The following is a 540-nucleotide window of genomic DNA, read 5'->3' as shown; positions in this document are numbered from 1 at the left end:
GCCATCGGCGGGAACGCCGGCGCCGCCGCGGAGGACACCGGCGCGGTCGTGCACGACCGCGGCACCGACAGCGTGGAGACCTCGGGGAACGGCTCGATCATCGGCGGGAACCAGGGCGTGGTCGGCCTGGACGTCCCGGTGAACGTCTCCGGCAACGCCGTCGGCGCGGTGCTGGGCAGCGCCGGCGCGGCCTCCGAGGACGTCGGCGCGATCGTGGACCACGGCGGCCACGGCCACGGCTGCGACGACGACTGCGGCCACGGCGACGGCTACGACGAGCGCAGCGCGCAGTCCGCCCCGGCCGGCGGGTCGTCCCCGGTCGGCGGCGGCCTGGTCGACCGGCTGAGCGAGGCCGCCCGCCCGCTGCACCTGCAGACCGGCGGCCTGGACGCCGGACCGCTGCTGCACCAGAGCGCCGAGCGCGAGCGGCAGAGCTGGTCCGAGGGCGACACCGTGGAGACCTCGGGCAACGGTTCCATCCTCGGCGGCAACCAGCTGGTCGTCGACGGGAACGTCCCGGTGAACGTGGCCGGCAACGCC

General features: G+C 76.5%; 1 pseudogene. It reads left to right on the top strand.

Going from position 1 to position 540, the window contains the following annotated elements:
* Positions 1–48: 48 nt before the first annotated feature.
* Positions 49–540 (top strand): annotated as a pseudogene (locus tag D459_RS36050) (hypothetical protein); the annotation flags it as partial.

The sequence above is a fragment of the Nocardiopsis potens DSM 45234 genome, from assembly GCF_000341105.1.
Lineage (GTDB): Bacteria > Actinomycetota > Actinomycetes > Streptosporangiales > Streptosporangiaceae > Nocardiopsis_A > Nocardiopsis_A potens.
This window is presented reverse-complemented; position numbering and strand designations above follow the sequence as displayed.